26 protein-coding genes and 2 tRNA genes are annotated in these 25867 nt (G+C 38.6%); 13 read left to right on the plus strand and 15 right to left on the minus strand.

Going from position 1 to position 25867, the window contains the following annotated elements; all coding sequences use genetic code 11:
- Window positions 1-155: 155 nt before the first annotated feature.
- Window positions 156-1013 (plus strand): patatin-like phospholipase family protein, encoded by an 858-nt coding sequence (locus tag VSA01S_RS07115; RefSeq protein WP_039981793.1) that lies wholly within the window; start codon window positions 156-158, stop codon window positions 1011-1013.
- Between the two features lie 66 nt (window positions 1014-1079).
- Window positions 1080-1568 (plus strand): GNAT family N-acetyltransferase, encoded by a 489-nt coding sequence (locus VSA01S_RS07120; RefSeq protein WP_039981740.1) that lies wholly within the window; start codon window positions 1080-1082, stop codon window positions 1566-1568.
- 59 nt (window positions 1569-1627) lie between these two features.
- Here the strand turns inward: VSA01S_RS07120 and VSA01S_RS07125 are convergent, their stop codons facing one another.
- A complete protein-coding gene (locus VSA01S_RS07125; protein ID WP_039981742.1) occupies window positions 1628-2083 on the minus strand; it encodes an acyl-CoA thioesterase in 456 nt (151 codons plus the stop codon).
- A gap of 278 nt (window positions 2084-2361) precedes the next feature.
- Between VSA01S_RS07125 and VSA01S_RS07130 the strand changes: the two genes are divergently transcribed.
- Together VSA01S_RS07130 and VSA01S_RS07135 are read left to right on the plus strand one after the other, a co-directional pair.
- Window positions 2362-2667 (plus strand): HU family DNA-binding protein, encoded by a 306-nt coding sequence (locus VSA01S_RS07130; protein WP_258007727.1) that lies wholly within the window; start codon window positions 2362-2364, stop codon window positions 2665-2667.
- A 260-nt stretch (window positions 2668-2927) separates the two neighbouring features.
- The gene (locus VSA01S_RS07135; RefSeq protein WP_039981746.1) at window positions 2928-4172 is read left to right on the plus strand and encodes an NADH:ubiquinone reductase (Na(+)-transporting) subunit B; all 1245 of its coding nucleotides are present in this window, start codon (window positions 2928-2930) and stop codon (window positions 4170-4172) included.
- 111 nt (window positions 4173-4283) lie between these two features.
- Here the strand turns inward: VSA01S_RS07135 and VSA01S_RS07140 are convergent, their stop codons facing one another.
- From VSA01S_RS07140 to VSA01S_RS07155, 4 genes are all read right to left on the minus strand, one after another.
- Entirely contained in the window at window positions 4284-4898 is a 615-nt protein-coding gene (locus VSA01S_RS07140; RefSeq protein WP_039981748.1) for a DUF2913 family protein, read from the minus strand.
- Window positions 4899-4930: 32 nt separating this feature from the next.
- Window positions 4931-5014 (minus strand) — tRNA-Leu (locus VSA01S_RS07145).
- Between the two features lie 242 nt (window positions 5015-5256).
- On the minus strand, window positions 5257-5868 hold the full coding sequence (locus tag VSA01S_RS07150) for an alpha-ketoglutarate-dependent dioxygenase AlkB family protein (RefSeq protein ID WP_083932262.1): 612 nt from the start codon (window positions 5866-5868) through the stop codon (window positions 5257-5259).
- Window positions 5869-6286: 418 nt separating this feature from the next.
- Window positions 6287-7801, minus strand: coding sequence for a DUF3612 domain-containing protein (locus tag VSA01S_RS07155; protein ID WP_039981752.1), 1515 nt, complete (start codon window positions 7799-7801; stop codon window positions 6287-6289).
- A 169-nt stretch (window positions 7802-7970) separates the two neighbouring features.
- On the opposite strand from VSA01S_RS07155, the gene VSA01S_RS07160 reads away from it, so the two are divergent.
- The gene (locus VSA01S_RS07160; RefSeq protein ID WP_039981754.1) at window positions 7971-8549 is read left to right on the plus strand and encodes an aldolase/citrate lyase/malate synthase family protein; all 579 of its coding nucleotides are present in this window, start codon (window positions 7971-7973) and stop codon (window positions 8547-8549) included.
- Between the two features lie 83 nt (window positions 8550-8632).
- Here VSA01S_RS07160 and VSA01S_RS07165 read toward each other — a convergent pair whose 3' ends face one another.
- A complete protein-coding gene (locus VSA01S_RS07165; protein WP_039981756.1) occupies window positions 8633-9646 on the minus strand; it encodes a GGDEF domain-containing protein in 1014 nt (337 codons plus the stop codon).
- A gap of 249 nt (window positions 9647-9895) precedes the next feature.
- Here VSA01S_RS07165 and VSA01S_RS07170 point away from each other — a divergent pair, with 249 nt between their 5' ends.
- Genes VSA01S_RS07170 through VSA01S_RS07180 form a run of 3 tightly spaced genes read left to right on the plus strand, consistent with a single transcriptional unit; the run spans window position 9896 to window position 13567 of the window.
- Window positions 9896-11251 carry a DASH family cryptochrome gene (locus tag VSA01S_RS07170; protein ID WP_039981757.1) on the plus strand — a complete coding sequence of 452 codons (1356 nt, stop codon included), beginning with the start codon at window positions 9896-9898 and terminating at the stop codon, window positions 11249-11251.
- Between the two features lie 49 nt (window positions 11252-11300).
- Window positions 11301-12845: a cryptochrome/photolyase family protein gene (locus VSA01S_RS07175; RefSeq protein WP_039981758.1), complete on the plus strand. Its 1545-nt coding sequence runs from the start codon at window positions 11301-11303 to the stop codon at window positions 12843-12845.
- Entirely contained in the window at window positions 12845-13567 is a 723-nt protein-coding gene (locus VSA01S_RS07180; protein ID WP_039981759.1) for an SDR family oxidoreductase, read from the plus strand. Before VSA01S_RS07175 ends, VSA01S_RS07180 begins: the two co-directional genes overlap by 1 nt.
- Before the next feature lie 69 nt (window positions 13568-13636).
- Here VSA01S_RS07180 and VSA01S_RS07185 read toward each other — a convergent pair whose 3' ends face one another.
- Both VSA01S_RS07185 and msrB read right to left on the minus strand, forming a co-directional pair.
- Entirely contained in the window at window positions 13637-13789 is a 153-nt protein-coding gene (locus tag VSA01S_RS07185) for a DUF2256 domain-containing protein (protein WP_083932258.1), read from the minus strand.
- A 19-nt stretch (window positions 13790-13808) separates the two neighbouring features.
- On the minus strand, window positions 13809-14954 hold the full coding sequence (gene msrB, locus VSA01S_RS07190; RefSeq protein ID WP_050567360.1) for a peptide-methionine (R)-S-oxide reductase MsrB: 1146 nt from the start codon (window positions 14952-14954) through the stop codon (window positions 13809-13811).
- 474 nt (window positions 14955-15428) lie between these two features.
- Between msrB and VSA01S_RS07195 the strand changes: the two genes are divergently transcribed.
- The 3 genes from VSA01S_RS07195 (at window position 15429) to VSA01S_RS07200 (ending at window position 17436) form a co-directional block, all read left to right on the plus strand.
- Window positions 15429-15833: an OsmC family protein gene (locus VSA01S_RS07195; protein ID WP_039981795.1), complete on the plus strand. Its 405-nt coding sequence runs from the start codon at window positions 15429-15431 to the stop codon at window positions 15831-15833.
- A 479-nt stretch (window positions 15834-16312) separates the two neighbouring features.
- Window positions 16313-16489, plus strand: coding sequence for a hypothetical protein (locus VSA01S_RS19945; RefSeq protein WP_158000782.1), 177 nt, complete (start codon window positions 16313-16315; stop codon window positions 16487-16489).
- A gap of 125 nt (window positions 16490-16614) precedes the next feature.
- Entirely contained in the window at window positions 16615-17436 is an 822-nt protein-coding gene (locus VSA01S_RS07200; RefSeq protein WP_050567361.1) for a BspA family leucine-rich repeat surface protein, read from the plus strand.
- Window positions 17437-17610: 174 nt separating this feature from the next.
- On the opposite strand, the gene VSA01S_RS07205 is transcribed toward VSA01S_RS07200, so the two are convergent.
- Window positions 17611-17687 (minus strand) — tRNA-Pro (locus VSA01S_RS07205).
- Between the two features lie 348 nt (window positions 17688-18035).
- Between VSA01S_RS07205 and VSA01S_RS07210 the strand changes: the two genes are divergently transcribed.
- Window positions 18036-18416 carry an acyl-CoA thioesterase gene (locus VSA01S_RS07210; RefSeq protein ID WP_039981760.1) on the plus strand — a complete coding sequence of 127 codons (381 nt, stop codon included), beginning with the start codon at window positions 18036-18038 and terminating at the stop codon, window positions 18414-18416.
- On the plus strand, window positions 18413-19126 hold the full coding sequence (locus tag VSA01S_RS07215) for an SDR family NAD(P)-dependent oxidoreductase (RefSeq protein ID WP_039981761.1): 714 nt from the start codon (window positions 18413-18415) through the stop codon (window positions 19124-19126). The genes VSA01S_RS07210 and VSA01S_RS07215 overlap by 4 nt, the downstream gene beginning before the upstream one ends.
- 9 nt (window positions 19127-19135) lie before the next feature.
- On the opposite strand, the gene VSA01S_RS07220 is transcribed toward VSA01S_RS07215, so the two are convergent.
- From VSA01S_RS07220 to VSA01S_RS07245, 6 genes are all read right to left on the minus strand, one after another.
- Complete coding sequence (locus VSA01S_RS07220) at window positions 19136-19690, minus strand: autoinducer binding domain-containing protein (protein WP_083932259.1); 555 nt, start codon at window positions 19688-19690, stop codon at window positions 19136-19138.
- Window positions 19669-20232, minus strand: a complete 564-nt coding sequence (locus VSA01S_RS07225; protein WP_039981763.1) for a helix-turn-helix domain-containing protein — start codon at window positions 20230-20232, stop codon at window positions 19669-19671. The genes VSA01S_RS07220 and VSA01S_RS07225 overlap by 22 nt, the downstream gene beginning before the upstream one ends.
- A 300-nt stretch (window positions 20233-20532) precedes the next feature.
- Entirely contained in the window at window positions 20533-20847 is a 315-nt protein-coding gene (locus tag VSA01S_RS07230; protein ID WP_147052681.1) for a hypothetical protein, read from the minus strand.
- A gap of 45 nt (window positions 20848-20892) precedes the next feature.
- Window positions 20893-21414, minus strand: coding sequence for a DUF2058 domain-containing protein (locus VSA01S_RS07235; protein WP_039981765.1), 522 nt, complete (start codon window positions 21412-21414; stop codon window positions 20893-20895).
- 94 nt (window positions 21415-21508) lie between these two features.
- Entirely contained in the window at window positions 21509-22501 is a 993-nt protein-coding gene (locus tag VSA01S_RS07240; protein ID WP_039981766.1) for a Gfo/Idh/MocA family protein, read from the minus strand.
- Between the two features lie 148 nt (window positions 22502-22649).
- Window positions 22650-25679, minus strand: a complete 3030-nt coding sequence (locus VSA01S_RS07245) for a YncE family protein (protein WP_039981767.1) — start codon at window positions 25677-25679, stop codon at window positions 22650-22652.
- Between the last annotated feature and the right edge of the window lie 188 nt (window positions 25680-25867).

The raw sequence follows: 25867 nt of genomic DNA on the forward strand, positions 1-25867 counted from the left end.
TTGCTCGGATACTGAAATAGGGTAAAAAAACAGAAAGTTTTCAATCTGCGGATATACTTTATAAGTGCAATATTCATAGATTGTTGGCATTGTTATTAATGTTATTTGTATCATTAAAATTGAATAAAGTTTGTTGGTTAAGATGTGGGGGAGTCATGACAAAAAAGGCAATTGTCGTTGAGGGGGGGGCAATGCGTGGCGTCTTTGCTAGTGGTGTTTTGGATGCTTTTTTAGAACATGACTATAAACCGTTTGATTTTGCTATAGGGGTGTCGGCTGGAGCATCAACTTTAATTGGTTACTTAACAGATTCGCCTTATAGAAGTATTAATATCATTACTAAGCTTGCAACAAGTAAGAGATTTTTCAATCCAACTCGATTTCTGAAAGGTGGTGACCTTATTGATGTGAAGTGGTTATTTGAGGAATCTAATCGTTTATATCCTATCAATGAAGATAAGCTTTTTGAAGGTATGCCTTTTTTAGCAGCTGCGACCAATATTGATACGGGGACTGCTGATTACTATCGAGTCAACCGAAAAAACTTTTCGCATACGATGGAAGCTACGACCGCTCTGCCCATTGCATACCGACACACTCCTAATGTATCAGGTTCATGCTATACCGATGGTGGTGTTGCAGATTCAATTCCTGTTCGTGAAGCCTATCGACGTGGTGCAGAAGATATTACAGTGATCTTATCACATTGTCTCGATTATGAAAAAAAGCCTGTTAAAACTCCTTGGTTAATGAAGAAATTATTCGCAGATTACCCACAAATAGCAGAAGCAATGTTGCATAGATCAGATAACTATAATGAGTCTTTGGCGTTTATTCGCAATCCACCTAAAGGCGTTTGTATTCGTGTGATTGCGCCTCCTAATGCTTTTCAAGTTCAGCGTCTTTCGATGAGGCAATCCGTACTCTTAGAGGGGTATCAGATGGGACTGGATGCTGGACATAATCACGTGGAGAGTTTATTTCAGTTAAATTCTACCTTAATCTGCGAATAAGAAAGATTTAGAAAAGAGATCGGCTTTTTATTTTTACAAAAATGTCAATATATTAAGGAAGAGGATATGCAAAGTTTCCATATCAGAAGATTAAGAGAAGAAGATGTACCTCTTTTAGAAGGGCTTTTAGCTGAGTTAGACGCTTCACACTACAAAGGTGATCCTCAGTCTTATCGCTCAGCTGAAGAAATGGCGGAAATAAGACAAAAACAGCATATTTTTGAGCGTTATTTTGACGGCAGTATCATAGCATTCATTGCCTCTTCACATCGTAAGGTTGTCGGCTTTGTTTCTGGAAGCATCCGTCATACAGCAACATTAACATCACCAAAAAAGAAGGTCGGTTTTATTAACGAGCTAGTTGTTACTGATGAGTATCGTGATGCCGGCGTTGAATTATCTCTAATGGATCGGATTGAGAGTGATTTTAAGCATCATGATATTGAAGAAATTGGTCTGACCGTTGCGTCATTTAATCAGAAAAGTGAAGATTTCTATCATATGATGGGCTATAGAGTAACAGTTAAGAGCATGACGAAGCGCGGTACTATTTAGGTAAAAGCGGCAATATACCCAAGCGGCTTTTGAAGTTCTTTGGGTATATTTTTCTTATGTTACTTTTCTAGATACTGTATTTCTTGAACCGAATTCTCAAGTTTAAGTATTGCATTCTTTATCTCTGTCGGCATGGTCGCTTTGCAATTTTTTTCAAAATCAAAAATAACAATAGTTGCAGATCCTTTAGTAACAATCTTGCCTAGTTTTTTACTAAAAATCTGATATTCCATGGTAAAGCGATCAGTTTTAATATCTGTGGTACGTGCACCGACACACAGAGTGTCAGGAAAGGTAACGGGCATCTTGTAGGTGCACTGAGTATCTTTGATTATTGGGCCAACATGACAAGTCTGTAAATCAAATACTAGAGTTATGGCCCTAAAATACTCTAAACGTGCAATTTCAAAATAGCGAAAATACATTACATTATTAACATGTTTTAAAGCATCCATATCTCCCCATGCTACTTGAATCTCGGTTATTAAGGGAAATGTTTTAAAGAATGTATCCACGATTTGATTCCTTATCTTTCAGCCGTTCACCCTTAACTGAATTGAGTAAATATGACTTTTTTGATTTTTTGTGTGTTTAAAATGTAACACAGATGCGTTTGTTTTGTTGTCGTTTTTTGGGATAAGTACAAAACTCTAACAAAGTGTGAATACTTAGTATGTGTGTTTTTAATTAAGCAACTTCAAGGCACATAGATATATGTTTATTTCTATTTTTTTATCAATAAGTTTGACCTTCAGCTCGCCTTAGCACATGCTTGTTAAGGCAGTACGCCACTATTTCATTTAGGTTTAATAAGGAAGCACTTATGAATAAAGCACAATTAGTTGAGTACATTGCAAAAACAGCTGATATTTCAAAAGCTAAAGCTGAAGCTGCACTGGGTGCTGTTACTGAAGGAGTAACACAAGCGTTATCAAATGGAGATGACGTCTCACTGATTGGTTTTGGTACGTTTAGAGTAAATGAACGTGCAGCACGAACTGGCCGTAATCCAAGAACAGGGGAAGATATTCAAATTGCAGCTGCAAAAGTACCTGCTTTTAAAGCAGGGAAAGCACTTAAAGAAGCATGTAACGTATAAAATACGTTCAATTAAAAGTGGTGAGCCATCGTGTTGGTGGCTTCCATTAGTTTTCTATTGTTGTATAAATACTAATATGCCAGTAAATTTTTAGTCTCTTTCCCTTGAATCTCTTTTTGTGGAATGATGTTGAATCACTTCCGTTTAAACACTAATCCCCAAATCCCCCCAACTTTAAATTACGTGGGCATTGTAATTGATATTACTAAAAAGCGATCCCTTTTAGATTGTATTCGTAATAGTCTTTGGGAGGAATGCTTATGAGTTTAAAACGATACTTCGAAAAACACGCTCCGAAATTCTCGTCTGGTGGCCGATATCACACGTTCTATCCACTCTTTGAAGCCGTTGAAACTTTGTTTTATACCCCAGGTCGCGTTAACAAAGGAATCACTCATGTCCGTGATAGCATTGATTTAAAACGTATCATGATTGTAGTTTGGTTAATGGCATTACCTACGATGTTTTGGGGAATGTATAATATCGGCCTGCAGTCGAGCAATGTTCTTTTACACGGGCTTAACTCAAGTTCTGCACAGCAAGTTATCAACGAAACTTGGCAGCTCAATTTGGTTTGGGGCTCTTTGGACAAGATTGCTGAATCAGGCTGGCTGGGAAAAACATTACTTGGGGCAACTTATTTCCTTCCGGTTTATTTGACAGTATTTGCCGTTGGTGGTTTCTGGGAAGTACTTTTCGCTATTGTGCGTAAGCACGAAATCAATGAAGGCTTTTTTGTCAGCTCAATCTTATTCTCTTTAACACTTCCCCCAACTATTCCATTGTGGCAAGCGGCTTTGGGTATTACGTTTGGTGTCGTTGTCGCTAAAGAAGTCTTTGGTGGTACTGGTCGCAACTTTCTTAACCCCGCTCTTGCGGGAAGAGCATTCTTATATTTCGCTTATCCTGCCAGTATGTCTGGTGGGCTTGTCTGGGTAACGGTTGATGGTTATTCTGGAGCGACACCGCTAAGTCTCTGGTACGCAGGTGGTCAAGAAGGTCTTGTTCAGGCAATGACGGGTCTTCAGATGACTTGGTTAGATGCATTTTTAGGCCGAATACCGGGATCGATGGGAGAAGTCTCAACGATAATCATCCTTTTGTCTGGTATGACGTTATTATTTATGAAGATTGCCTCATGGCGAATTGTCGCAGGTGTACTTACGGGATTAGTTGCTACTTCACTCATGTTCAACATGCTGGGATCGTCCACAAACTGGATGTTCTCAATGCCATTTTACTGGCACTTTGTTTTAGGTGGCGTTGCATTTGGGACATTTTTTATGGCGACAGACCCGGTTTCAGCTGCATTCACAAATCAAGGTAAGTGGATGTATGGTATTCTGATCGGTGTGATGACCATATTTATTCGTGTTCTTAATCCAGCCTATCCAGAAGGGATAATGTTGGCTATTTTATTCGCAAATTTGTTTGCCCCTTTATTTGATTACTTGGTTAAAGCACAAAATATTAAGCGTAGGCAAAACCGCTTTATTACTAGATAACTTATGTTATAGCTCAAAGGTTAATGTGCTTTTGACCTTTTCTTTTGCCGATTTTGCAAACTGTAGCAAACCGTCTGATCGCAATTGAGCATGTGGTTATGGTTTACAGGCTTAATTTGCGAGCTTGAGGGTAATTCTTACGAATTGTTCATCCTGGTATTGAACATCGTATGTAAATGTATTGTTTGCGTAAATACTACCTAAAAATAAGGAACGTTGACTCATGGGACCTCTGAAAAGCATAGAAATAGGGCTAGTAAGCCTGTTATGCTCATCGAAGTGTTTATTCAAATTGTCTGAAAGAACGCACAATAAGCAACAGTATTGATCGTGTGACAAATCGACGTCTTCAGGACGAGAAAGTAAAACAGTTGTCCCTAATTTCTTTTCCATCTCATTGATCAACAAGAGATAGCTATCGAGATGAGGTTGAGTGTGACTTGCTATTTCTTCTCCAATACAACGCTCGAGCAATTTCTCTAAGCTACTAGAATTATTTCTTGTTTGTTGGACAAGAGACTTTAATTGTTTTTTTATCTGTTTGTATCGTTGACTTTTCTGTTTGGGTTTGAGCCACTTTTTTAGCAATTCGTTGCGTTCTCGCAAACATAAGGTGCGAGTAGATGTTTGTACTTTGAAATAAAGGTGCAATAGTGCATGTAATGCAACTTCATTAAGGAGTCGATGAGCTTCCGTGGTCAGTCTGGCCTGTTTTGAGCTGTACATTGGGATCGAAGTTTCTTTTCAAAAAAGGGGAATGGTGCCGAGAGAGGGACTCGAACCCTCACACCTAAGGCACTAGCACCTCATGCTAGCGTGTCTACCAATTTCACCATCTCGGCATCATACTGTTTTGATTTAACAGTATCTCCATACAGGATAATTCGGAGTGTATATCTAAAACCTATGACTTGGCGAGTATAAAATTGATCTTTTTTTTAGTGGTTGAATTCTTTTGGGTGTTAATTGCTCATTTTGATTACTAAATATTCAGCGTTGGTATTTATATGCATGCAGTTGAATTTTTCAGTGTGAATCTTCATTACTACTTTCTTGTACTGTAAATATCTTAGATAAAAGTTTTTCAGACAGACAAATGTTTAATATTGCGAAATGTGAGATTGATACGTTCAGCTTTTTGTTTTGCAGTTTTAGGTACGCTGTGTTGCCATTTGTGTTGTAACTCGCCTGCCATTATAAGCAACGAACCATGACTAAGTGTATATTCTATTTGGGTTTTACAATGTAAATTCCTCAATAGGAAGCGGCGACTTTCACCTAAATTGACAGAGGCGATCACAGGATTTATTCCCAGTTCACGTTCGTTATCTTGGTGCCAGCCCATAGAATCATTACCGTTGCGATAAAGGTTAGCTAATACAGAGTTAAATGAAACTTGTGCAATTGACTCACTACGTGATTTTAGGTCCTTTAATTCTTGAGTCAAAGGTTGAGAGGGTAAGGTAAGGCCGGAATAGGTATAATTAGCATTACCATGCCATGAGTGTAAGCGAGGCTGTAACACTTTTCGCCCAAAGATGGTTATTGCTTCCTGACGCCAAGGCAAATCTGCTCTCAAAGTTGAGAAGTATTGTGTTGCTTGTAATGGGGATAAAAAATGAGGGTCAAAATAGATTTTACCCTGTTTGATGTCTATCCAACCAGAATGTGGAAATAATTCATTTTGCATCTGCACCATCCTTACCTCAACGCTTGCATTAATCCGTGCCGTTTTTTATGTCGATCAATAAATTTTATATCTAAGACATTTATAAGGACACGGCTTTTGAGTCCACTTAGATATAGCATAAAGTTCACTGTCGTTAAATGCATCGTTAGGGGTGAGTAAAGTAGCATATTAAAATTACAGTTGCATTTTGAAATTGCATAATGCAACTACGTTGTGTGGTAATTAAACGATATTCATCAAAATAACCGTAAATAGAGGGTTAAAAAGTTGGCATACATTGTGCTTGTTAATAACTGACCCTTCTTAAGCCGAGGGTCACCTAGCCAACTGACGTTGTTAGTGAATGTATATTGTTCACAGTTATATACCGCCAATCACGATTTTTGTGTTTGGCTTTTTTTTTTACGTGGAACATAACAAACATTTACTCTTCACATTTCTTGTAGCAACTTGGCTGCCTTGGACAAACTGCTCCTCTAGAACAAATGAGTCTTGCCTGACTCTGAATTCCTCTTTCAATCCAATTTATATTAAGAATTTTCGCAATAGTTGTGAGATTTTTTTTAATATGATTTGGTATATTCGTACTCCCAGTGGATACACATAGCTCCTTGAGTTCCTGAGCGATCGAAACCGCATCTCCACCTTGAGCTGCTATTGCAGGGTTAAGGTCGATACCAGCACATAAAACACGACTATTTCCTGCTGGATCCAAGACATTGATAGATTCGCAGCAATAAACTCTTGGTTCTTGGCCTACATCAAGAATTGATATTTGAGCTGAACTTTTACCTAAAGGTTCTGCTAAACGACGAAAAACGGCCCAGTGTTGGCAAGGATCATTGACTTTGCGCATATTACCCCAAGGAAGAGGTATGCCATTTCCACGATATACCGCTTTTAGTTTTCCCGGTCCATAGGCATCAAAATAGTGCCAGTGTGGATAGGGAGAAACAACCGTCATACGACGCATCGCAACGGAGGGAGAAATCCCCGCTTTTTTGTGAACACTAATCTCATAACCAGAACGATCAAGCAACTGGCGAAAAGGCACTTTGGGGCACAATAGAGCTCCAGCAAAGAAACTAGATTCAAAATCACGCCAAGCTTGAAGAATGTCTTGTGAATTCAACTCTGAGTTTGAAATTAGCGTACTGGCTTGTTCCCAATTATTTTGGTGACCAATAGAGAGGAGACTATTCATAGCATCATTACTATGCAGAACCCGATGGCCGATATAAACGGCTAAATCATATTTCAATCGAGTTGGGTAATCACGCATACGTTTATTGAGATAAATTGTTCCTGGTGGTTCCATGAATGATGTCACCACCTGTTTGGCTCTAACACCAAGTTCATCGATAACATCTTGAGGAGCACGTTCTACCCAACGGATCGCAAGCCCCAAGCGCTTAGCACTAGCCATTAAGTCTTCAACAGATAGATTTAACTTTTTTAAGCCAACTTCTTCTGCTGCTCGCTCGAGATCTGGAAAGTGATTTTGGTGGTTTTCCTGATGCGCCCTAATTAGCAAGTGAGCAAATTGACGACCAGTAATGCCTGCTTGTGAAAGCATTTCAGGAATTGCAATTTGTAAAATATCGCTTGAAAACAAGAAGTTAGGCTCTAGTGCCATCCCCCTAATGCCACCACGATTACCTTTATTCGGAGTTATTGCCTCTAGCTCAGGTTCATCGTCTAAAAACCACCTTGGGTCTTTTTGAAAGACTTCAGCGATGACAGCTAGCATATCAAAGCTAGGGACCCTTTTGCCACGCTCGATCATGGAAAGATAAGAAACGGATGGAGCATATTCTGCATTAACGCGAATGCACCTTGCAGAGAGATCCTCCATGGTTAAATGGTTATTTTTTCTTAGGTTACGAATTTTTGTCCCTAAAAAATGAGATTGACGAATAAGACTTTTCGATATGGGCATTTGTAAAATTCACATTGTAAAATTTTAGTTGTGAAATTGTAGTCAAAAATTGACTAGTCTTCATATTAAGTAAACAAAAAAGAGTCTTTTAGCTTCACAAGTTTGCCTGAAACTGCCAATAAAGCTTGTAAGAAGTTTCTTAACAAAGCGTTAGTATGAGGATAAGACAATGAATATGCTGAACTTCGATAAACAAAAAAATACACAACAAAACCCGCCATTTATCGCTGAAGCCGTATTTGCTGTCGAAGCGGTTAGTGCAGAGCACCCCCTAGAGAAGCAGAGAAAAGCTAAGCTCTTGCTTGACCGTATCTTTCCTTTAGAACATGGAACTCATCAAGAAGTTTCAAGCTATGTGGTTGATTATCATCATGTTATGGCATATTTCAAAGATGGCACACACAGTGGTTTAAAATGCCCAAAGCATTTTGTTGCTTATACTGGTGAAAAGTCAGACCCGAAGTCCATTTTATTCAAAGACGAATCTGGGAACCATGTTGAAGTGATTTTTGGTTGTCATAAGGGAACGGGGAGTATTGAGTTGATGGATATTGATGATATTCATCTTGAAACATGCACAATGTTTGGTACGACATTAAGTGATGTTCCGCCTGTCGTGATGCGCCACTGGGTGAGCTTGATTAAATGCAGCAAGCACGGTAAACCACAAGCATGTAGTGAAGATAAAGAATATACAGCAAAGAATGGTGAAGATTACTGCTTAGGCTACTGTTACTGTATTGACTGATTTTTCAGACTCGATTTCTTCATAACACAGTCGTTGAGCATTGATGCATCAGAAAACCAGTTTAAGTCACTGGTTTTCGGACCTTAAGCAGGCATAACTCGGTTACGACCGAGCTGTTTGGCTTCATAAAGCTGTGTATCGGCTTTATTGATGAACTCTTCTGCGCTTTCATTTTGTGAAAATTGGGCTACGCCAAAAGAGGCAGTGATATTTTGTACGAGTGACCCAGTACGTCTGTCTCTAATGCCCATTTTTTCTATCATTTGTCTCAAATTTTCAGCAAACTGCCGACTAACCAGTAGTGATCGATTGGGAATAACAATAGCAAATTCTTCTCCACCAAAACGGTACACGTTTACTCCATCACGACAGTACTGCTTAAGTTTGCGACCGATGGTTTTTATCACCGTATCACCAAACACGTGGCCGTAATCATCATTTAATGATTTGAAATGGTCTATATCTAACAATATCAATGACATAGATTGGTTTCCATTTGTCAATATTTGCAAGTCATTATCAAATGCACGGCGGTTGTTTAAACCAGATAAGGCATCCAACAAAGCGTCTTTTTGTACTTCCGCAAGTTGACTTTTTAAGCGTGAGATCTCGGTACTCGCAGTGGTAAGTTGTTGACTGAGGTCTTGAGTTGAATGACGAATGTCTTGTGAATCGATAACTAGTTGGCGTATCAATTCCATAACGTCCTCAAAACTGAGGCAATCACTTTCTGCGGCTTCAAGTTTCTTAAAGCTGCGGTTAATTGTATCGGAGAAAGAGGAAGTGTCTGCAAGGGTGTCAGTCATGGAGTGGCTTACTTCACCAAGTAACACTTCAATATTGGTTTTTAATTCTTCTAAACTGGTTTCGTTTTTCGTTGCAATATAGTTTTGGTAGAGCTGATTATTCAGTACAGGAGGGCAGATATCGTAGTGCTTAAGGGCTTGTTCTAAAGCACAATTAAGCTCTGGTATCGCGTTATCAACATAAGTGTACCATAGTGCATAGTTAGCGGGAGTCGCTGCGACTCGGTTTTTAATCATTAATGGTACCGCTCTTTTGAGGTTAGCGGTTGCCTTCTTAAATTCGTTATTCATCTTCGAAAAGTTACCGACCAATTTAGCTTAGCGCTAGAGAGTAACGGATAAAAATGGCTATCGCTCTAATTTTTATCATTTTTATTTTTATTTTGCAGTATTGACGCGCAAAGTTTGAGCGTAGGAATTTTATAATCAAATTATTTCATCAAAGCGATTCATTCTTGTATACCTAAGTAAGCTTAGGTGTTTAATTTGTGATCGTGCTATTTCAGCTTGGCGTAAAACAATATTAAATTTGAAAAAGGAATGAAACCATTGCCAAATAAGAAAATAGGCTTGTATTGGTTCACCAATGATCTGAGGCTCAGCGATCAACCCTTGTTGTACAAAGCATCTCAGGAAGTTGATGAGCTAGTTTGTTTGTATTGTTTGCCACAAGTGACTCAGTTTCATCAGCACTTTAGCCAAGAGAAAGGCTTGAGTGATTCGAGGTTAAGCTTTATTAAGCAGTCTCTTTTTAGTTTTAACCAGCAATTAGATAACCTCAAACAGCAGTTATTTGTAACGACGGAATCTCCTTACAGTGCGATTAAACGAGCCTTATCACAGAGAGTCATTACGCACTTATATTCTGATACGTTTGCCGGAACGACCGAGCAGTGTATCATCGAAAACCTAAGACATGATTTTCCGCATCTTTCGATCCATCAACAAGAGACAGGGCATCTTTTTTGCCAGAACCAACTGCCTTTTTCGCTAGAAAACTTGCCGCAATCTTTTACAAAATTTAGAAAAAAGGTTGAGTCACTCGACATACTTCCACCAATTCCCCAGCTTAACAGGCTTCCCCCGATGCCTAACGCTTGGAATTACGACAATGATTTTATCCCTATCGAAGAAACAAGTATCCAGCAAAAGATTGAACAGTTTCACGGTGGTGAGCTGTCAGCCTTAGCACATTGCGTTCGCTATTTTTCCTCTAGACGAGCCAGTCAATATAAGCATACTCGTAACGCCCTTGAAGGCTTTGAAGATTCAACCAAATTTTCCCCTTGGCTCGCTAATGGTTGTATTTCAGCAAGAACAATTTATGCCATCTTAAAAGAATACGAAGCCAACCATGGAGAGAATGAGTCAACTTACTGGATATATTTCGAACTACTTTGGCGCGAATATTTCTATTGGTATGCACGTCGATACGGATCTCGGTTGTTTGCTTTCAGTGGCATCAGCGAGCGTGTGCCATTAACTAGCTTTTATACCCATCGCTTCCAACAGTGGAAAAAAGGTGAGACTCCCTTCCCGATTGTTAATGCTTGTATGCATCAATTGAATCAAACAGGTTATATGTCTAACCGCGGTAGACAGCTCGTTGCAAGTTGTTTGATTCATGAACTCGGCTTAGATTGGCGTTATGGTGCGGCTTATTTCGAGTCACAATTGATCGATTACGATGTCGCTTCTAACTGGGGTAATTGGCAGTACTTGGCTGGAGTGGGTGCTGATCCAAGAGGATCAAGGCAGTTTGATCTCATTAAGCAAACCGAGATATACGACCCTAACGGCGATTTCATTAAAAAGTGGCGTGGTCACTGTGAGACTGCAGTTCTTGACCATGTTGATATGGTCGATTGGCCAATCAGTACTCCCAACAATCACTAATATTGCCCCCAAGTAAGAGGGGGAAGCTTTGCCACATGAGGAAGGCATTATGCAATTTCAAACGTTACGCTTAATTCTAGGCGACCAACTTAATGCTGCTCATTCATGGTTTCAAGAGCCTGATGACAAAGTCGTTTATTTGATTGCAGAGCTCAAACAAGAAAATCAATATGTTACTCATCACATTCAGAAGGTTTGTGCATTTTTTTCTGCCATGGCGGCATTTGCGAAAGAGCGACAAAGTGAAGGTCACCAAGTTTTATACCTGACCTTAGACGAGACTGCTTGCCACGAAAACTTAGAGCACTTACTGCATTATTATCTAAAAAAAGTGGGTGCTGAGAAGTTTGAATACCAACGCCCTGACGAATATCGATTATTGGCTCAACTTAGCAATGCCAAATTCGCAGGTGTTGTGTGCCGTTGTGTTGATAGCGAACATTTCTTGTTTCCTTACGAAGAGATCGAGTCTGAATTTCCATGCGGTAAGCACATTATGATGGAACATTTTTACCGCCGTATGAGGAAAAGGTTTGATGTTCTAATGCAAGCGGGGAAACCCCATGGAGGTAAGTGGAACTTCGACGCGAATAACCGCAATAAACTCAAGCCTGAAGACATAAAACAACTGCCTAATCCTTTAATGTTCTCTACCGATGTGAAACAAATAAAGCAGCGTTTAGAGCGGCACAACATTGCTACGATTGGTCATTTAGACGGTCAGTTGTTATGGCCTGTTAATCGGCACCAGAGTTTGTCACTGCTCGCTTTCTTTTGCCAAGTATGCTTGACTCATTTTGGCTGTTTTCAAGATGCAATGATAGGTCATCATGAAGCAAAGTGGAGTTTGTACCACAGCAGGCTCTCTTTTGCTCTTAATAGCAAACTCTTGAGTCCGAAAGAGGTCATTGATGCTGCCCTTGAAGCATTTAGAAATCATTCAGGGATTGATATCGCTCAAGTTGAGGGGTTTGTTCGTCAGATTTTAGGTTGGCGGGAGTATATCCGAGGCGTTTACTGGTCGAACATGCCGCATTATGCGCAAATAAATGAGCTCAATGCCAAAAGAAAGCTGCCGGATTACTTTTGGAATGGGGAGACAAAAATGGCTTGTATGCGTAATGCCATTCAACAATCCCTTGATTATGCCTACGCGCATCATATTCAACGATTAATGGTTACGGGTAACTTTTGTCTATTAACTGATATTGAACCGGCGCAGGTGGATGAGTGGTATCTTGGGATTTATATTGATGCCATTGAATGGGTCGAGATGCCTAATACAAGAGGCATGGCCTTGTTTGCTGATGGTGGTATTGTCGGTACTAAACCTTATGCTGCAAGCGGCTCATACATCAATAAAATGAGTGATTATTGCAAAGGCTGTCATTATGATAACAAGTTGCGCGTTGGTGAGAGTTCCTGTCCTTTCAATAGCTTATATTGGCGCTTTATGGAGAAGCATAACAAACGATTAGCGAAGAACCCTCGTATTGGTATGATTTTTCGCTCATGGGACAATATGGATCCTGAGCAGCGTCAAGCCATTTTAGAGACTGCCGACCATTACATTGATAATCTGGAGAGTTTGTGATGAATATTTTAATTGTTGGGGGCAGTGGTGGGATTGGGTTAGCCATGGTTAAGGAGGTCGTCAGGAGGTATCCTCTAGCGACGATTCATGCAACCTATCGGACCCAGCAACCTAATGAGTTAAACGATGCTGATCTGTTCAATAGAGTGTGCTGGCATCAAGTTGACATTACCCAACCAGAACACGTGAAAGCCTTTTCTTGTCAATTATCACGCCTCGACTGGCTGATAAACTGCGTGGGAATGTTACATACTTCTGACAAAGGCCCAGAAAAGAATGTTGCTTCTTTAGACGCTGAGTTCTTTTTACAAAATATGACCGTGAATACTTTGCCCAGTTTACTGCTGGCAAAACACTTTACTTCAAAGTTAAAGCAAAGCACAGGGCCACGCTTTGCAACAGTTTCGGCTAAAGTCGGCAGTATCAGTGATAATCATTTGGGTGGTTGGTACAGTTACCGCTCTTCGAAAGCTGCACTCAATATGTTTTTAAAAACGTTGTCGATTGAATGGCAAAGGACCGTCAAACATGGAGCTGTACTGGCTTTACATCCAGGCACAACCGATACTGTACTGTCTAAACCGTTTCAAGCGAATGTACCCGAAGGCAAACTGTTTACCCCAGACTTCGTTGCAAAGAATCTACTGGATTTAATTGAAAATTCGACAGCACAAGACAATGGCAAGTTTTGGGCTTATGACGGTGAGTGTTTGCCTTGGTAAGACGATAATATACCCAAGCATCCTGAGAATACTTGGGTATGTTTGAGTGGTTAAAAGGTCCTGCAGGGCCTATTGATGTCGATTTTTTGCTTTATTGCGTCGACAACGCTCGGAACAGTAAATAACGTCGTCCCACACCTTTGACCACTTTTTCCTCCATGTAAAAGGTCGCCCACAGACAGGGCAAACCTTGGTTGGAAGTTTAGCTTTAAAACCTTTCATGCGAAGAGTATGACTCCTGCTATTTAAAAAGATAGAGGTAGTTTTCGTAGCCTAATGATTTCATGTCATCGACGGGTATAAACTTCATGGCTGCAGAGTTCATGCAGTAACGAAGTCCTGTTGGCTCCGGACCATCATCGAAAACATGCCCAAGGTGAGAATCACCATATTTGCTGCGAACTTCGGTCCGTGTGAACAACAATCTAAAATCCCTTTTTTCTGTAATGAAGAGTGGATTGATTGGACGAGTAAAGCTTGGCCACCCAGTGCCAGAATGAAACTTATCGGTAGATGAAAATAATGGCTCACCAGAAACGATATCGACATAAATACCCGGTTCGTCATTATCCCAATAAAGGTTGTTGAAAGCTGGTTCAGTCGCTTCTTTTTGTGTGACGTTATATTGTAATTGAGTTAAGTTCTTTTCTATTTCCTCTTGAGAGGGCTTTTTATACTTTTCAACAGCTTCTCTAGACTGTTGTTGTTTAAACTGAATTAACTGCTCTAAGGTTTTTGGCTGGGTAAGACGCTGTTCACCGAATATGTCATCGAGGTAGTCATCGCGGCCAGAAGCGTATCGGTAGTATTTGTATTTAAGTGGGCTTTTTTTATAGTAGTCTTGGTGATAATTCTCAGCAGGGTAGAATTTTTCGAAAGGGATTAATTCGACTTTTAAAGGCTTGGGGTAAATTTGGGCCTTGTCGATGCTTTGGATAAAATCTTCAGCAATCCCTCTTTGCTTACTGGTATGAAAAAAAATAGCTGGACGATATTGAGATCCTCTATCGACGAAAGAGCCTTTGTCATCCGTTGGATCGATATGACGTAGGAAGTAATCCAGTAAATGCTTATAACTTAAATCATTGGCATTATAAGTTACTTGCACAACCTCAAGGTGGCCAGATTGACCAGATGAAACCTCGCGGTAGGTCGGATTTTTTAGATGCCCTCCAGAGTAACCTGAAACAACATCAATCACACCAGGTAAGCGCTCTAGATCGGACTCTACACACCAAAAGCAACCACCTGCTAATGTGGCCGTTTCAATACTCTGCTGAGAAGTTTTGCTTAGACTATCTTTAGCATTAGTTGAGGGGACATTCAATAAAAACAAGCAAAGGCTCAATACAGAGAAGAGTTTAGAAAATAAGGACTTTTTATTCATTGTAGCTCCTAGTCGATAAGGCCAATACCCAAGTGACACGCTCCCAAAAGGCGATATCCCCAACTCTCAGACATTGTTAACGGTTGTCAATATACAAAGGCGACATCTAAGCATCGACTTCGTGTCTTAGAGGTGGGGACGATTCTCTGAATACAGCATCATAAATTAATTGGCTATTTATTAATTGAATTAATAATACAACTATTACGTGGATCGTCGAGAGTTGGATTAAAATAAAAACAAAATATTTTTTTATATGATATTACAAGTGTAAATACAATTATCTTCATATATTAAATGGGTTAAATTAATTTATTTATAAATATGGTAAATGTAGCTAAGCCAACTCAAGTTACAGTACTCAGTGAGAAAACCTTAGCTCTCGGAACGGCAACTTTTCTAGATCATTTATATCAAGCATTTGAGAACACTTGGGTATATGCTATCGAGAATCTATATGAAATGGAGCTAGTTATGCAATCAGAAGTAAAATGGGTCGAGTCGCTTAAATTTGTTGGTCAATCACAGTCAGGTCACTCAATTGTAATGGATGGAAACGGTGGTGAGACTGCGCCAAGCCCGATGGAAATGGTGTTAATGGCGGCTGGTGGATGCAGTTCGGTTGATGTGGTTGAGGGGTTGAAGAAAGCGCAGCAGAGGGTTAGAGCAGTCAACGCGAAGTTAACGACTGAACGTCGTGAGGTTGCACCGCGTCTTTTTACTCATATTAATATTCACTTTGAAATTTCTGGCGAAGATTTAGATCCAAACGTTATCGCTGCTGTAACAGCAGACTCGTTAGAAAAATATTGCTCCGTTTGTTTGATGCTTGGCCAAGGTGTCGAAATGAGTCATAGCTGGGAGATTATGCCCAAGTAACCTTAGATGCTGTGCTCAGTAAGGTGTCCTTAACTTCTTAGGTGCCGCAACGATTCCAAGATATAGTGGTTCTACATTGCGAATCGTTCACAATGTCTGAGAGCTAAGGACGCTTGTCCTTTGGTAGCGTGCCGCTGGGCCGATTCCTTACGTCAGACAACTATTCTTCTTACAAAAATAAGAAAGAGCCTGCTATTGCGCTTCATTGTTTCCTTGAATTCAACCCATCGACTTCGCTATGAATCAAGAATATTGAATTCACTTGGGTAGACCCTTAATATCTGAAATCTGGGTTAAATGATGGTTGTTGAAACAATAAATAGTAAATACCACCTTCCACTACAGTCATGATTAATATTAATGGGCTCCATCTTAGTGAAAGTAATCACACTCATGCTAATAATACTTTTCACTTTCCTACTTATTTTTAATAATCCGATGAATTTTACATCTTATTAACTTTTTGGGGAGGGCAAGATATGAAATATGTCTTAATTATTACATTGGCAATAATTGGTATTGCAGCTTTGTCAGAAACAAAACTTGAACAATCGGATGATTACGCAGAAGGTGAATGTTATCAAAATCCGAAAGATATGATGTGTTATAACAATAGCTACCCTTATATTAATATGGAAAAAAAAGATCCATCTTAGTTAGATTTGAATAACTCACCACATTACATTGCGATATAAAAACGCCATGTTCTCCTTTGTTAGAAGGTAACGCCCCCCCTAGTTAACCCTATCCTCTATTTTTAAAATACATAAGGCAGATTATTATGAAATTAGGAAAACTCGCTTTGTTAACTGTTCTGTTAAGCCCATCTTATTGCTTTGCAAATGAAAAAGATTTTACAGTTATGGTTTGGGAAGAATGTATATCTAATGAGTTTATTGAATTTATTGCTTTAGATGAAGTACTTGGTAAAAGCTCTACGAAAGATAAAATGCGAGAGTACTTTAATTCTTTAGAGTATATTCCGACTGTGAGTGAAATCTATAATGCTCTTATTGAAGGCACCAACCACCGAGCGAGTATGGCAGCTGCTTCTATGGGGGCCTCATGCGGTTCTGAGCTAGAGAGCAGTGCGACACATGCGGAGTCGGGATCTAGCGCCAAATCTTCCACTCAAGAAAGTTCTTATGCGGTAAACTGTGAAAATCATTTTGTGGGAGATCAATTTCAGTATAGCGGTCATCGTTATTTGGTGGTGGATGACGTGACGATTAGAGACTCAAATAATCTAAGTTTACTGGAACAAGAAACACTGCGTTTTTGTACTTCTCAAGTTACGAATATGCGGACTTTGTTTAAAGGTATGAAAACATTTAATGCTGATATTCGAGATTGGGATGTGTCTAATGTCGTAGATATGGATCGAATGTTTTCATACGCAAAGAGTTTTCAGCAAGATATTAGCTACTGGGATACTTCAAGTGTCAGGAATATGAAAGGGATGTTTTTTGGAGCGGCAAAATTTCGACAAGATTTGACATCATGGAAGGTTAATAAAGTCTGTCAATATGATGGTTTTGCCTCTTACAGTGGTATGACAAACTTAGGTTATCCGAGTTTTAATTACAGTTGTGATAGTCAATAAGTCGAAGAGTATAATCATGAGTTAAGTCATGTTAGATTTTTGAATATTTTTAAGCCAACCTAAACAGGTGAGGCTTATACTTTTATATGGTCTCGTTACTTAAATTTGAAAGATGCTTACTGTCAATGTAGAAAAAGTGAGGAAAAATCAGTTTGAGAGGGATGTGGATAGATATGGTCGGACTGACTGGATTTGAACCAGCGACCCCCGACACCCCATGACGGTGCGCTACCAAGCTGCGCTACAGTCCGACTTTGTAAGGTTATTTTTACGTACATAGGTAGTTGTTGTCAATAGAAAAAATGTACATTTTCACAAGAATCACCCAAATATTTTGGTTGAGGTTACTTTGGTATATGTTAAAAACATGAGGTTGTTTAACTCGCCCTTTATTCACTGGTATTAGATTTTTATTGTTTAACTTTTAGTGGGAATAAATTTGAGAGATAATATTTAATAATGTTTTTGATATTTTAAATATATTTGTAACTGTGAATGTTAATTTTTAAATCGCGAATATAGATATGCCGATTGTATTAGTGTTTTAAATGTTATAGATTAAGTCGGTATCTTTTTTCAATTTTACTCATGGAGTATTTGTGTACGAGCATAATATAGATGTACGCTTTTTAGATATTAATTCAGGAAATCATGTTTCTAGTCATACTATTCTTGATTACCTCGTCGATACGATCAGTGCTTTTTGGGTCAATAAAGGCTTTTTATTGAGTGACATTGACGGGAAGTCCTACATAATTTCAAGTACAAATATTGATTTCAAACAGGAAATAAAATATCCGAATCGATTATCTGCATGTATTTGGGTCGAATCAATCACTCGTAAATCAATGATATTTAAAATACAGTTGAAAGATTCAAAGAATCGTATTGCAGTAAAAGCTGAGGTTAAAGGGGGGTTATTAGACTGTTATGGCAAATTATCACTGATTGATGACTGTTTAAAAGAGAGGATTTTATGAAGAAGACAATCATGATTACAGGCTGCTCTAGAGGCATTGGTTTTGAACTATGTTCATACTTTCTAAGTAAAGGATTTTGTGTTATAGGGACAGCTAGAAAAAAAGAAGATTTAGAAAAATTAAAAAACTTGGGTGTAGATGCTTTTCAATATGAAGCTAATAAAGAAGAGTGTATAGAGAACTTAGCTTCTCAAATAAAAGCAAAGTATGATTGTATTGACATTTTGATTAATAATGTAGGTGTGGCCAAAATTAATTTAATCGAAGAAGTTAACTTTGAAGATTTTAATGAAGTAATGAATGTAAACTTTAAGTCAACGTTCTTTATCACATCTAAACTTGCCCACTTGATAAAAAAGTCTAAATATGGACGTATTATTAATATTTCTAGTATATTGTCATCAATGCCTCAAAAAGGTTTTTCTTGTTACTCTGCTTCAAAAAGTGCAATGGAGTCTTATACCAAATCAGCGGCATTAGAGTTTGCCCTGCATGGTGTGACTGTAAATACAATTGCACCTGGCTTCGTTGAAACCGAGATGTTAAAAGTCATAGACTCTAAAAATCTGTCTAGGATGAAAAAGTCTATCCCACTTAGGCGTTTTTGTTCTCCCCATGAAATCTCTTATTTAGTTGAATTTCTTATCTCAGAGCAAGCAGGTTATATTACCGGCACAGTTATTTCCATAAATGGGGGGATGAATCTCTAAAAATGAACTTTAATAGGTAAAATTCATGCTTTTGGTAATAATTTGAGGTGTATTTGAAAGGATTGATTTTCTGAATGTACTCAGAGCCGAATCTATTATCGCTCTATTGCTTACTGCCTGAGCACTAAATTTGTGGTTGTCTGCATCACCAGCTAGTACTAGTGACTCTCTGAATTTACCCTGCCTGATAGCTAAGCCTAAACCATGGCCAATATTATATGAATGCCTCAAGTCCATTAGGTCTTGTTCTTCACCTTTAAGATGTGGTACTGCATCCCAGAGAGTAAATACAAAGTTTTTCTGACTCTTAATCGCTTCAAATGCATTTCTATATATTGGACAGACATTTATTAATTTATCTTTAACAAATGCTTTTTGCCAATCATCATTGGATGAAAAGTGTACTTTAAAGTTTTCAGTTTCAATCATATAAGTTAAGTAAGTGCACTTAAGTTCTTTATTTATCTGTGAGAATAATTGGTCTATGTTGTTATCTTCACCAAGATTTTTTGTGATTAGCTTTATATCATTAGATAGTATACTCAAATGTTTTTCCTTATCCATATTATATCGTATATCATCGATATTTTACTTAAATCTAATTTCCTAATAGTATCATTTTCTAAAATTATAACAAAGCCCATAAAGATATAACATTTTACTATATGGACTTCTTTATTAACCAATACTAATATTCTGGTCTTGAGGTTTTCTTTGTTTGAAAAAGATGGCGCTCCACCTAAAAAGTCTCCAATTTCTATAATTCCATCGAATGACTTATTTGCTGATATAATAATACTTAGTGGATTTAGATCTTGGAAATATTGAGCCTCTTGTAGGCATGAAAAATTTAACCCCATGTGATCTTTCTTCAAAGGAGGAGGACCTTCACCTTCTAATAACCATGGATAACTAACTGATATACCAATATCCTTATAGAATTTAGTCAGCTTCTTTAGGTACTCTATACTGATATTTGATTGCCCATTTTCAAAAGTAGATAAGGATGATTGCTTAATTTCGCCTTTAGACATCATCTCAATTTTTCGTCTACTAAGTCCTGAATATCTTCTCAATTCTTTTAATCTTTCTGCAATTCCATTCATGGTGAGATGTAAGCTTGATTTGAATATTCACATAGTATCAATATTCATAACTTGACGTCTAGAGTAAACTCCGATAGAGTTTTTTTGTTTCTTTTGACTCTATTAGAGTTAATTTGGCTGGTATATCAATTTAATGTATAAAAACATAATTGTTAATTAACCGCTTTGTTTGTATATATCTTTAAATGTTATGGTTATGAATAATTTAAATTTGATAATGTCATACTCTTTCTTTTCAATTGTTTGTGTTTTTAGCATTGGCTTTATCAACTCTGAAATGCAATTCTTTGACTTGTTTTATTACTTTTCTTTATTTTCAGGTAGTGACTTTTTTGTCATTATTCCGGTATTTCTTCTTTTTTTATTTACTACTTTCTTCCTGTTTTTTATTAAGGTTGATAAAAAATTACTGTTAAGTAAGTTGGCTCTTTGGGCTTTACTTGGTGTTTTTTTATTGGGATCTTTGAGAAAGCCGATACAGTCACTCTTATTGGGTTTAATGTAAATGGTTGTATTGGAAGTTGGCTCGATTTTACTTGAGGATTGAGAAAACGAAGAAAGGTTAAGTATTAGGTAGTGCATCCAGTGGCGATTCTTTAGGGCTTGGCTTCTCACAACAGAAACCAAACCACAAGCACGGCTGTCTTACAACAGATACCGCTACCACATCAGATCGTCAGGAACGACAAAGTCTGCATATGGGTCATCTTCTTCAGGTATACCGACTTCAGGCTCTTTTTGTTCTATAATTATAGTCTCATTACGTTGAGCGATTTTATTCGCGACTGGCCGAGGGATAACAACATAGTTTTCCTCAACGATAGCGATAGCTAAGATTCCTTTAATCAACTGTTCACGAATCAGGCTATCAACATATAAAGATTTTACCAATGTGCCATGTGTGAAGTTATACTTGATATCACCATCGTTCAAATCAATCTTATTATTTTCAATCAATTGATTAATTTGAGCTTGGATTTCTTTGTTCAAGCGATCAATATTTTGTTGCTCGCTCAACTGCTTATCACGTTCTAATTGCTGACGTTTGTTTTCTTCGACGGCTGCTTTGACTTCTCTTGCTTGAACGCGTGATTTCTTAGAGCCTTTTTTTGCTTTTTTGAGTTTTTTTTCGTTAACCAAGCCTGCTTTGAGCATTTGTTCTTGGAGGGTTAGTTTTGCCATGATGTATCCAATTCGTACGCAGTTTTATGCATTCTAACCACTGTTCGCCCGCAAGAAAAGAGGCAGAGATTGAAATCTGTTCAACAGGTGATGCTTAAGTTAAGTATTCGAAATCGTGATCAGCAAGGGATTGTTCCATCATAGTACAGACGCTTCGACTGATATCATGACGGAGTAACTCCGACTTCAGCTTATTTTGTAGGAGAAGTGCGGTAATATGTTCGATTTCATACTCAAATCCGCCACCTTGAGCAGGAGTAGATAGGTTAATGTGTTCTCCCTTAAATCGAATATCAATATTGCGCGGGTTCCACCATTTATCATGAATGATGATTTCAAGATCTGGGCCTTTGAGGATTGCTTCACGCTTAAGATCTCGGGTTATTGATGCGTTAATCTGGCCTTTGATTATGCCATCAAACTCAAAACGTACGTTTTCGTCAACCTGACTTTGGGGATTATCCTTGGTGTAGAACGCTGTAGGCAAGGGGATTGGTTGTTGCACCCACTGACATAGGTCGGCAAACAACCACAGGCCATAAACACCTACATCTAAAGTTGCTCCACCGCTTAAATTTGGATCAAAAAGGTGCCAGCTTTGATCGTACGCGTGCCAATTACCGAAAGAAGCTTCAATGGAGTTGATGATCATCTCTTGTTGTTTGATATATTGCTTCATGGCTTGATAAGCAGGGAAGGTGACTGTTTTCATAGCCTCGGCAAGGAGTAAGCCTTTTTGTCGAGAGAGCTGTGACATTTCATCCCAATCTTTTACGTTAGTAAACGCGGGCTTTTCAACCAGAACATGTTTACCGTGATTCAAAAATAATGACACTAAAGGTTTATGAAATGGATGAATGGTCGCGATGTACACAACATCGATGTTGGTATCTTTGGCCATCGCCTCGTAAGATGAGAAGTAGCGCTGGCAATGATAATGGTGAGAAAACTGACTGGCTCGATCTTCGTCTCTTGCTGCTACAGCGTAGAGCTCTGCATTTGGGATATATTGAGTTAAATCTTTTGCAAATCTGTGTGCAATATTACCCAGCCCAGCAATGCCCCAACGGATGATCGACTTTGTCATGGTTATTCCTATTGTATTGATATTACTTAGAGATAAAGTAGATTTCATCTGATTATACCCAAATTGCTTGTGGTATCTAAATGATTTAAAAAAGTCCGAGAAAGTAGGCTCTCGGACTTTTAATTAAACTGCTCCTAATCGAAGGAGATTATCGGTAGTTATAAGTGCCGAACTGACTTGAAAAATACCAGCGTCTTCCATTTGACCAATGCACTTCAGGTGTTTGAGTACAAGCGTGTTCTCCCTCTTTGAAGCCGACACCGTAAAATCCGTTGGCATTAATAGAGCAAAGTATCATTCCATCCTCAGTAAGCACTTGTTCTCCTGTTTTGGATGGCTGATGAAGTGACAGCCAATCGAACTGATTGATTTCCGAGGTCGGATAGATCATAGAGCCATCACTGAGGTGGTAGCTGATTTCAGAGCCAAACGAGCATTGATAATTATTAGGTGAAACTTCATCAACGAACCCATACAAGGTTTTAAGGTTACCTTCGATAGTTTGTGTGAAGCGACAGACAGGGACCTGATTTCCGTCTTTTTTCAGTTTAGCAATCGATATTTTCTCATGATTACTTAATTGTTGATATTGGAAACTTTCGTTGTGAGTAAACCAGCCTTGCGGCATCGTTGAGTTACTCATATACCACTTGTCAAAACGATTAGAGTCGCTGTCACTTCGGTGTTCCCTTTTACCAGTTGCTGCAAAGTGGCGATATTGCGCATTCTCATCTTTGTAGAATCCATTAAGGTCCTCATCGCTTGATAAATAAGGAATATCCCCCTTACGAATCAAGTACATGCCTAATTCTGTCATCAGAGGTTGGAAACCAAAAGCGCTGGAAGCAAACCCACTACCATCAACGTATAAAGTTTTACCATCAAAACCATGACCAAATTCATGGGCTAAAACTCCGTAATAACCATAATAATGTTGATAGAAAAATTGCTCAGCGATGCCAGTGATTGAAGGACTACCAAGGCCATAGTAGTTCTTAATCACCCCAAGGCGTAAAAAGTCACGGTTTAGCATCGCATTATAGTAGTGTTCGTAGTCTGCCGGTTTGAAATAACCACCGGGGCCTTCTATACGGCCAGCATTACCGAACATTTCCTCGCCGTTACCGAACATCTCGCTAAAATTAAACCAAAATAACTTAAATTCTTCAGACGAAGCCATATACGCAAAGTTTGTTATCATAATCAAGTACTCACGAGCGTGTAAAGGCGTCATTTGGAGCCAATTACCTGTGTTTGAGGGAGTAGTTTGAATGCTCCAATGAGCCTTGATTTTTTGTATTTTCTGAACAAACTTATCAGTACGAGAACTAAAAGAAGTTTTAAATAAGTGACCGTATTTATCTTGACCTTGCATAATGGTTCTTAGATCAAACACACCATCTCCATTTTTACTGTTATAACGTCCAACTTCACCAAAAGCTGAAATCGGTAAAGTAATTTGTGTAAATGGCGGTATTTTGTCTATGTTACCTAGCACAAACCACTTGTTAATACCGTTGAGCTTAGCCTCTACATCAATATCGGTAACAGTTTTGGCGTTATAGTTAGTGATTTGTACAGTGTTAGTATCAAAGAACGTTATTTTTATTAACTGATTAATTCGAGTGGAGTGAAGATTTGGGTTTGTGATTTGTTCAAATGACTCTTCGTTAGTATAAATTTGTTGAGTTGCACTGGGCATAATTTGATCAAAAATGATGGTAGTGTTGTTAACTTGTTCTCCTGCACTGAACATAACAGAGCCGTCGACAATGTGTGTGTTGATATCAATTTTATCGGCGGAGACGGTGATAAGCTCATTATCATCAAAATGTATGTCTTGATAATGAGTGACTTGGCGATCATTGATTGCTAAGACCTTGCCTTCTGGTGCAATAAACTCAAAGTTATTTTCAATAAAAGTTGGAATATGATGCCACTCTAAGCGATTGTCTATATTAACAATAAGGTAATCACCCGATCGATCAATTTTATTTGCTGCCTTGGTTACCGTTTTTTCAGGTTGTAATGTCTCACCCGCTTGAATTTTACGAATATCATAAATAACGTAATTGTTATTAGAGGTATTAACAAGTAAATAATTGCCTAAAATATGCATCTGTACTAGGCGATGGCTGTATTGCCCGGTACCAAAAGCAAGCGAAGCAAAACGGTTCATATGATTAGAGTTCTCTGGTGTTATTTCCGAGCGCTGTATCACGGCGATATTTTCTCTTGCATCGGAAACGAAAAGATAGTCACCGTTACCCACGATAGCCTGAGGACGGAACAACCCACTGCCAGTCGAATGGTCGATGCCTATTTGCATAATATGTTGATGGTTGTTATCGAGATCAAGTACGTCAACTCGGTTAGCTTCCCACGAAACAATAAACAGAAGGTTATCTTCGATGTAAAGTTCATTTAATTGGCGAAAGTTATGTGTTTGCCCATCTGAAGTCGTAATAGCATCTAATCGAACAACTTTTTGATGGGTGTTAATATCGTAGACATCGATATAGTTATATTCATTTGGAACGGAACGAGTGACATAAAGGCGATCTTGATAGCGTTCTACGGCCGTTGCACGGAAACTTTCTTGATCAAGTTGTTCGGGAGTAAGCGTGGTTGGGTTACCAAAGTAGCGTACAGTGGTATCAAATGAGTTCACTGAACAACTGGAAGTCTCGATGACCACATCAACGACTTCGCCATTTTGTATGCTACCTTCTGGGAAGTACTCAATCAGACAGCCGTTACCGTAGTTATAGTTCCCGAAGTACTTGTTCACAAATACGGCACCGCCTTGATAGGAGCTCAATTCCCAATCTGCGCTAAAAAATGGGAATAGAGCTTGTATCACAGAGGTATCATTGAAAGAGTGGAAAGGGATGGCAGGATTGTTCTTATTATTCAGTTCATATTGAATGCCACTGAATTCAATGTAGCGCTTACCATCCTGAATAATAACGTTGTCTTCATCTTCTGCCAGAGCTCTTATTTCTTCCAATCGCTGGTTAACCTGTGAGAGCATTGATTGATATTGCTGTTGGAAGTAATCTTGTTCAGAGTTGAGTATTTGAGTTGCATTTGCTTGGTGTGAGTGAGCCAGAGAGGGTAAAGCTAGAGAAGATAGGGCGGCGCCAATCACTGCTGCGATGAGGTTCCTTTTTAACACGGTCTTGTCCTTAAGTAATAGAAAGTTTCCCATCTTATACTTGACTCAGTACCTGCTTTAAAACGAAAGATTCTTATGCTGAAGATTGATTTTTTTTGTTGAAAAAATAAACCATCGCTCCAAATGACTATAAGGCCTATACCCATATATGGGTATAGGCGCGATGGCTGAGTTTTCAGATGTGTTAA

It is taken from the genome of Vibrio sagamiensis NBRC 104589 (assembly GCF_007990935.1).
In the GTDB taxonomy this organism is placed as follows: Bacteria; Pseudomonadota; Gammaproteobacteria; order Enterobacterales; family Vibrionaceae; genus Vibrio; species Vibrio sagamiensis.

What these genes read in the sequence shown, in the direction of transcription:
- VSA01S_RS07200 (WP_050567361.1), top strand. Translation starts at nt 16,615, where the DNA reads ATGAAATTAGGAAAACTCGCTTTGTTAACTGTTCTGTTAAGCCCATCT.
- VSA01S_RS07175 (WP_039981758.1), top strand. Translation starts at nt 11,301, where the DNA reads ATGCAATTTCAAACGTTACGCTTAATTCTAGGCGACCAACTTAATGCT.
- VSA01S_RS07155 (WP_039981752.1), bottom strand. Translation starts at nt 7,801, where the DNA reads ATGCCCATATCGAAAAGTCTTATTCGTCAATCTCATTTTTTAGGGACA.
- VSA01S_RS07160 (WP_039981754.1), top strand. Translation starts at nt 7,971, where the DNA reads ATGAATATGCTGAACTTCGATAAACAAAAAAATACACAACAAAACCCG.
- VSA01S_RS07120 (WP_039981740.1), top strand. Translation starts at nt 1,080, where the DNA reads ATGCAAAGTTTCCATATCAGAAGATTAAGAGAAGAAGATGTACCTCTT.
- VSA01S_RS07220 (WP_083932259.1), bottom strand. Translation starts at nt 19,690, where the DNA reads ATGGATAAGGAAAAACATTTGAGTATACTATCTAATGATATAAAGCTA.
- VSA01S_RS07135 (WP_039981746.1), top strand. Translation starts at nt 2,928, where the DNA reads ATGAGTTTAAAACGATACTTCGAAAAACACGCTCCGAAATTCTCGTCT.
- VSA01S_RS19945 (WP_158000782.1), top strand. Translation starts at nt 16,313, where the DNA reads ATGAAATATGTCTTAATTATTACATTGGCAATAATTGGTATTGCAGCT.
- VSA01S_RS07215 (WP_039981761.1), top strand. Translation starts at nt 18,413, where the DNA reads ATGAAGAAGACAATCATGATTACAGGCTGCTCTAGAGGCATTGGTTTT.
- VSA01S_RS07115 (WP_039981793.1), top strand. Translation starts at nt 156, where the DNA reads ATGACAAAAAAGGCAATTGTCGTTGAGGGGGGGGCAATGCGTGGCGTC.
- VSA01S_RS07225 (WP_039981763.1), bottom strand. Translation starts at nt 20,232, where the DNA reads ATGAATGGAATTGCAGAAAGATTAAAAGAATTGAGAAGATATTCAGGA.
- VSA01S_RS07195 (WP_039981795.1), top strand. Translation starts at nt 15,429, where the DNA reads ATGCAATCAGAAGTAAAATGGGTCGAGTCGCTTAAATTTGTTGGTCAA.
- VSA01S_RS07165 (WP_039981756.1), bottom strand. Translation starts at nt 9,646, where the DNA reads ATGAATAACGAATTTAAGAAGGCAACCGCTAACCTCAAAAGAGCGGTA.
- VSA01S_RS07180 (WP_039981759.1), top strand. Translation starts at nt 12,845, where the DNA reads ATGAATATTTTAATTGTTGGGGGCAGTGGTGGGATTGGGTTAGCCATG.
- VSA01S_RS07240 (WP_039981766.1), bottom strand. Translation starts at nt 22,501, where the DNA reads ATGACAAAGTCGATCATCCGTTGGGGCATTGCTGGGCTGGGTAATATT.
- VSA01S_RS07140 (WP_039981748.1), bottom strand. Translation starts at nt 4,898, where the DNA reads ATGTACAGCTCAAAACAGGCCAGACTGACCACGGAAGCTCATCGACTC.
- VSA01S_RS07235 (WP_039981765.1), bottom strand. Translation starts at nt 21,414, where the DNA reads ATGGCAAAACTAACCCTCCAAGAACAAATGCTCAAAGCAGGCTTGGTT.
- VSA01S_RS07170 (WP_039981757.1), top strand. Translation starts at nt 9,896, where the DNA reads ATGAAACCATTGCCAAATAAGAAAATAGGCTTGTATTGGTTCACCAAT.
- msrB (WP_050567360.1), bottom strand. Translation starts at nt 14,954, where the DNA reads ATGAATAAAAAGTCCTTATTTTCTAAACTCTTCTCTGTATTGAGCCTT.
- VSA01S_RS07185 (WP_083932258.1), bottom strand. Translation starts at nt 13,789, where the DNA reads ATGAAAGGTTTTAAAGCTAAACTTCCAACCAAGGTTTGCCCTGTCTGT.